The 6,295-nt window shown below is 38.9% G+C and carries 5 protein-coding genes; 1 reads left to right on the top strand and 4 read right to left on the bottom strand.

All coding sequences use genetic code 11. The features are described from left to right. Positions 1-89 precede the first annotated feature (89 nt). Entirely contained in the window at positions 90-1,850 is a 1,761-nt protein-coding gene (locus tag JCM9140_RS10585; protein WP_034745853.1) for a B12-binding domain-containing radical SAM protein, read from the top strand. Positions 1,851-1,967: 117 nt separating this feature from the next. Here JCM9140_RS10585 and JCM9140_RS22525 read toward each other — a convergent pair whose 3' ends face one another. The 4 genes from JCM9140_RS22525 to scpA all read right to left on the bottom strand — a co-directional run bounded on the left by JCM9140_RS22525 (position 1,968) and on the right by scpA (position 6,252). Beyond that, positions 1,968-2,411, bottom strand: coding sequence for an EAL domain-containing protein (locus JCM9140_RS22525; protein ID WP_235715322.1), 444 nt, complete (start codon positions 2,409-2,411; stop codon positions 1,968-1,970). A gap of 13 nt (positions 2,412-2,424) precedes the next feature. Continuing rightward, positions 2,425-3,018, bottom strand: a complete 594-nt coding sequence (locus JCM9140_RS22520; protein WP_052002195.1) for a hypothetical protein — start codon at positions 3,016-3,018, stop codon at positions 2,425-2,427. A gap of 87 nt (positions 3,019-3,105) precedes the next feature. Beyond that, positions 3,106-4,104 carry a methylmalonyl Co-A mutase-associated GTPase MeaB gene (gene meaB, locus JCM9140_RS10575; protein ID WP_235715320.1) on the bottom strand — a complete coding sequence of 333 codons (999 nt, stop codon included), beginning with the start codon at positions 4,102-4,104 and terminating at the stop codon, positions 3,106-3,108. A 54-nt stretch (positions 4,105-4,158) separates the two neighbouring features. After that, positions 4,159-6,252: a methylmalonyl-CoA mutase gene (gene scpA, locus JCM9140_RS10570; protein ID WP_235715321.1), complete on the bottom strand. Its 2,094-nt coding sequence runs from the start codon at positions 6,250-6,252 to the stop codon at positions 4,159-4,161. Between the last annotated feature and the right edge of the window lie 43 nt (positions 6,253-6,295).

Raw genomic sequence — 6,295 nt, 5'->3', positions numbered from 1 at the left:
CAATCCCCCTTGCCCCTTCATTTAAGTTCTACGCCGAAATATGGTATGATACTAAAACGTAACAAATAAGAGAATCGAGGGGTATCAAAATGAAAACCGTCGTCACGACGTTGAATGCAAAATATATTCATACTTGTCTTGCTTTAAGATGTTTAAAAGCATATGCAGAACCAGATTTTCCAGTTGAGATGGTTGAATATACAATTAAAGATCCAGTAATGAATATCGTGTCAGACCTCTATGAGCGCAAACCAGATGTAATTGGATTCAGTTGCTACATTTGGAACATTGAGGAGACAATTAAAGTCATAAACATGTTAAAAAAAGTAATACCGGAAACGAAAATTGTTTTAGGTGGACCTGAAGTCTCTTATGATACAAAAGAGTGGCTAGAAAATCTCGAAAATGTAGACTTCATCGTTGTAGGTGAAGGTGAAGAAACTTTTAAGCAATTGCTAGAAGAAATTCATACAACAAAGAAGTATCATATGGTATTTGGCCTAGCCTATCGCAAAGATGCAGAGGTTATCGTCACGGCACCAAGACCAAAACTAAAGCTAGATGACGTACCGACTCCTTATCGTTTTCCTGAAGACATGGACGGCTTATCCAAACGGGTGACTTACTTTGAAACGAGCCGTGGTTGTCCATATAGCTGTCAATTTTGTTTATCTTCCATTGAAGTTGGGGTGCGGTATATTGACATTGAACGAGTAAAAGCCGACCTTCTCTTTTTAATTGAAAGTGGCGCGAAACTGATTAAATTTGTTGACCGTACGTTTAATATTAGAAGAGATTATGCTCTGGAGATTTTTCGCTTTTTGATTGAAAATCATCAAGACTGTGTTTTCCAATTTGAGATTACAGCTGATATTATGCGTCCAGAAGTTCTCTCTTTCCTAAATGAAAACGCTCCTCCTGGTATTTTTCGTTTTGAGATTGGGGTACAGTCAACAAACGATGCTACCAATGAACTCGTTATGCGAAGACAAAACTTTGAAAAGTTAAAAAGAACCGTTACCATGGTCAAAGAAGGTGGGAAAATTGACCAACACCTTGATTTGATAGCCGGGTTGCCTGAAGAAGATTATCAATCGTTTCGAAATACATTCAATGATGTATTTGAGATGCGTCCGGAAGAGTTACAGTTAGGCTTTTTAAAAATGCTACGAGGAACAGGACTACGACTTCGTGCCGAGCAGCATGATTATGTTTATATGGATCACTCTCCATATGAAATATTAAAAAACAATGTGCTGACATTTGATGAAATTATACGAATCAAACGTGTTGAAGACGTACTAGAGAAGTATTGGAACGATCATCGCATGGATCGGACAGTTGAATACTTGGTTGCTCATGAATTTGAGTCTGCTTTTGATTTCTTTCAAGAGTTTGGTGATTTTTGGGATAAACGGGGCTGGTCACGAATCGGTCATCAATTAGAGGACTTATTTAAAAGACTTTTCTTGTTTTTACGTAGTCGAGAGACAAGAACAGATTTATCTGTCATTCGAGCTCTTATGATTGTTGATTTCTTTGAAAATCATAAGCATAAGCCTAGGAAGACTTGGTGGGACTTCTCTCTTACAAAGCAAGAGCAAAGCGACTATTTAGCTATGTTAGCAGACAAGCCATCTGTTGTTTCGTCCCAATTTGCTAACCTGAAGCTTACTGAAAAGGACCTTCATAAACATACGATGATTGAGACGATTCCATTTCATCTTTTCAATGATTCTTATGAAGAGAAACCAAGCTTACTAATTGCGTTTTTCAATCCTAAAACGAATCAACCATCTGTATTTTCCGTACCGCTACAGTCCTTGCGTTCTACTGCATTAGCAAAATGATAGAGCGTATACAACCCAAGCCGCACTGGAAGCATTTGCTCCAATGCGGCTTTTTTAATTGTCTAGGAACTTGCCTCTCTTCATCTTGATAAAGGGCCGTAGACTTCTTCTCCATTTTTACACATTCAAACGATCATGTTGCAACGGACTAGCGTCTGGCTTACCGAAGTAGTATCCTTGAGCGAGTGGAACACCAATTTGTTTGCAAAATTCAGCTTCCTCCGCTCTTTCTATTCCTTCAGCTAATAGTTCAATTTGATGCTCTCCGGCTATATCAACAATAGCTTTTATTCGCTCTTGTTTTTCTTTATCTGAATCACAATGATCAACAAGTGTACGGTCAATCTTAGCAAAGTTGGGCTTCAGTTCTCTTAATACTTCTAACGTTGAGTAACCAGAACCTAAATCATCTAAAGCAACTTTTATTCCATGTGCTTGATATGTACTGAAGATCGATTTCAAGTGAGAGATGTCTTCGATTTTTTCTGTTTCAACCACTTCAAAAACTAAATCATTCGGATCAACATTATAGTCTTTCACAGCACGAAATGTACTTTTCAGACAATGATTCGGGTCATAAATGGAAGAAGGCAGAAAATTGATAAATCGTTTTATTACCCGCTTTTACTTTTTGGGAACTTACTTCAATCGAGGCTATTCGTGCTTGGCTGTCCAAGTTTGATTGTAGTCCGGCACGCTGTGAAAAGGAAAATAGCTCTCCAGGAAAAAAGGAGTGAGAATTCGGCAATGATCTTACTAGAAACTCATAGCCAAAAACATGGTCACTTTGAAGTTGAATAATCGGTTGCATATGCTGAGTAAAAAGACCCTGGTTAATAATGGTGACGTACTCACGATGTTGAAGGCGTTCAAGCAACATAGGAAATGGCGTCATGTTCATAAAACGACTTTGATTGTCTTTTTCCTTTGAGTATGTACCTAAAATTTCTATTTTTTCTTGATTGCTAAACGTTTTATCTAGCTCACGCATAATCTTTTCTAACTCATCAAACGACTGATATGAATAAAGAATTGTTTGTTCATTTTTCAGTTTAATATTTGAATGATCAAATAGCTTTTCTGTGATGAGAGGATTTTTACTATAAAACCACAAAAATCCAGCTGACTCTAATTTGGGGAATTGGCTGCAACGCTGACATCCATTCATTTGTCAGACCTCCTATGATGTTTTCACTATCAGTATAGTATTATTGTAACTAAATACACAGAACAATGGAATCATTAATTAGCTATTTTAGATCACATCATAAGATTTTAATAGCTTTAATGCGGCTTTCGTTGGACTAAGTTGACCATCGGTAACGGCTCTCAGCATTATCCCCAGTTCCTTTTTCACTTCATCATTTTCGTAGAAGCTCGATAGTATTTGTTCTTCAATTAGTGAATAAAACCAGTCAGTTGCTTGTTTCTTTCTTCGTTCTTCAAAATCATTTGTTTCTTTCATTTTTTTTATAAATAGTTCAATGGTTTCTAAGCATTGATTCAATCCACTTCCTGTAATAGATGAGGCCGTCAGCACTTTTGGTTCCCATTTCTGGTTACCGGTTAACAAATGAAGGATACGGTTCATCTCTTCTCTTAATAGCTCTGCTTTTGCTAAGTTTTGACCATCTGCTTTATGAATAAGCAAAAGATCGATCAATTCCATCATTCCTTTTTTCATACCTTGAAGCTCGTCACCAGCTCCTGTTAACATTAAGACAAGAAAACAATCGACCATTGAGCGAACTGTCACTTCACTTTGGCCTACTCCAACAGTTTCAACAATGATCCTATCATATCCAGCCGCTTCACATAATAAAATAGACTCCCTTGTTTTTCTGGCGACGCCCCCTAACGTTCCACCGGTAGGAGATGGTCGAACAAATGCATGAGGATGTCTTGAGAGTTGTTCCATTCTCGTTTTGTCTCCTAATATACTTCCTCGTGAAAGAGAGCTAGTTGGATCAATAGCTAAAACAGCTACTTTATGGCCTTTTTGACAGAGCATGAGTCCAAATGATTCAATAAACGTTGATTTGCCTGCTCCCGGAACTCCTGTAATGCCAATTCGAATCGATTTTCCTGTGTCAGGCAAAATCGATTGCAGTACATGTTGAGCTAGTGAAAGATGTTTTGAGGCGTTGCTTTCTACAAGGGTAATCGCACGAGCTAAAATAGCTCTATTGTTATGTTTTATTCCATTCACATACTCTTCAACGGTAAGTACCGTACTCTTTTTTGAATACCTCACTCCCCACTCCTCCTTTTGTCTAACCAAAACAGAGATGTTCAAGAACACCTCTGTTTATTCCGTTGAATAGCCAAGACGGTTATTTAATTCTGTCATAATTTTCATAGCAGCTACGGGAATAACCGTTCCTGGTCCAAATATGGCGGCTGCTCCATAATCTAGTAAAAATGAATAATCTTGCGCTGGGATGACTCCACCGATAATAACCAGAATATCTTCCCTTCCCAACTTCTCAAGTTCTTTCATAACTTGTGGCAATAAAGTTTTATGACCAGCAGCCAAAGAACTTACGCCAATAATATGGACATCATTTTCTACTGCTTGCATGGCCACTTCTTCAGGTGTTTGAAACAATGGACCAATATCGACATCAAATCCCATATCAGCAAAAGCTGTTGATATGACCTTCGCGCCTCGATCATGGCCGTCTTGACCCATTTTGGCTATCATGATTCTTGGACGTCTTCCTTCATTTTCAGCAAATTCATCTGTTATATGAAGAATCTCCTTCATTTCATCCTTCTCCCCATATTCAGAGCTATACACACCACTAATCGACCTTATAACAGCCTTATGACGACCAACCACTTTTTCATATGCTTGCGATATTTCTCCAAGACTTGCTCTTGCTCTAGCAGCTTCAATCGCAAGTGCCAATAAGTTGCCCTCTCCGCTTTCCGCTGCTTTCGTTAAAGCGTTCAAAGAAAGTCTGACTTCTTCCTCGTTTCGTTCTTCTCGTAGTTTTTTTAACCGTTTTAACTGAGCTTCACGTACAACCGTATTGTTAATCTCTAATATATCCAAGTCTTCTTCTTGTTCAACTCGATATTTATTCACACCAATAATGGTTTCTTTCTTCGAGTCAATCTGCGCTTGTCTTCTTGCAGCGGCTTCTTCAATACGCATTTTCGGCAGGCCTGTTTCAATTGCTTTAGCCATTCCTCCGAGCTCTTCTATTTCTTCAATATGAGACCAAGCCTTTTTCATTAATTCATTTGTTAACGTTTCTACATAATATGAACCGCCCCACGGGTCTAACACATTCGTCATCCCAGTCTCTTCTTGTAAGTACAGCTGGGTATTTCTCGCAATTCTAGCAGAGAACTCTGTAGGCAGAGCAATGGCCTCATCCAGTGCATTTGTGTGCAGGGATTGTGTGTGGCCGTGGGTCGCTGCCATGGCCTCGATACACGTACGAATGATGTTGTTGTATGGGTCTTGTTCTGTTAAACTCCAGCCTGATGTTTGGGAGTGAGTACGTAAAGCAAGCGATTTCTCATTCTTCGGATGAAATTGCTTCATTAACTTAGCCCACATTAACCTTGCAGCCCTCATTTTTGCCACTTCCATAAAGTGATTCATACCAATCGCCCAAAAAAACGATAGCCTTGGGGCAAACTGATCAATATCGATACCGGCTCCAATTCCCGTCCGTACATATTCAAGACCATCGGCTAACGTGTACGCAAGTTCTATGTCCGCCGTCGCACCAGCTTCTTGCATATGATAGCCTGAAATGCTAATGCTATTAAACTTTGGCATATGTTGTGATGTGTACTCAAAGATATCAGAAATAATTCTCATCGAGGCATCCGGTGGATAAATGTACGTATTTCTCACCATATACTCTTTTAATATGTCATTTTGAATCGTTCCAGTTAATTTCTCTTTAGCAACTCCTTGCTCCTGGGCTGCAACGATATAAAAAGCCATAATTGGGAGTACTGCACCATTCATTGTCATAGACACGGACATTTGATCAAGAGGAATTCCGTCAAATAAAAGTTTCATATCAAGAACGGAATCAACTGCTACCCCAGCCTTTCCAACATCTCCAACAACTCGTGGATGATCTGAGTCATATCCACGGTGGGTCGCTAAATCAAATGCGATCGATAACCCTTTTTGACCTGCTGCTAAGTTTTTTCTATAAAACGCATTGCTTTCTTCTGCGGTAGAATAGCCCGCATATTGTCGTATGGTCCATGGACGCGTTTTATACATGGCTGGATAAGGACCTCTAAAAAAAGGAGCAATTCCTGAAACATAGTCCAAATGGGCAAAATCCTTTATATCTTCTTTTGTGTAAACTTGTTTAATAGAGATTTGTTCAGCTGTTTGAATCATGGTTGAATTACTGTCTTTCATCGAGGTATTGTTTTTTGGAAAAGATGGAAATGGCATTTTATGA

It is taken from the genome of Halalkalibacter wakoensis JCM 9140, assembly GCF_000513095.1.
GTDB classification, from domain to species: Bacteria; Bacillota; Bacilli; order Bacillales; family Bacillaceae_D; genus Halalkalibacter; species Halalkalibacter wakoensis.
Note: the sequence above shows the minus strand (reverse complement) of the source record. Positions and strands in the feature narration are given on the sequence as shown.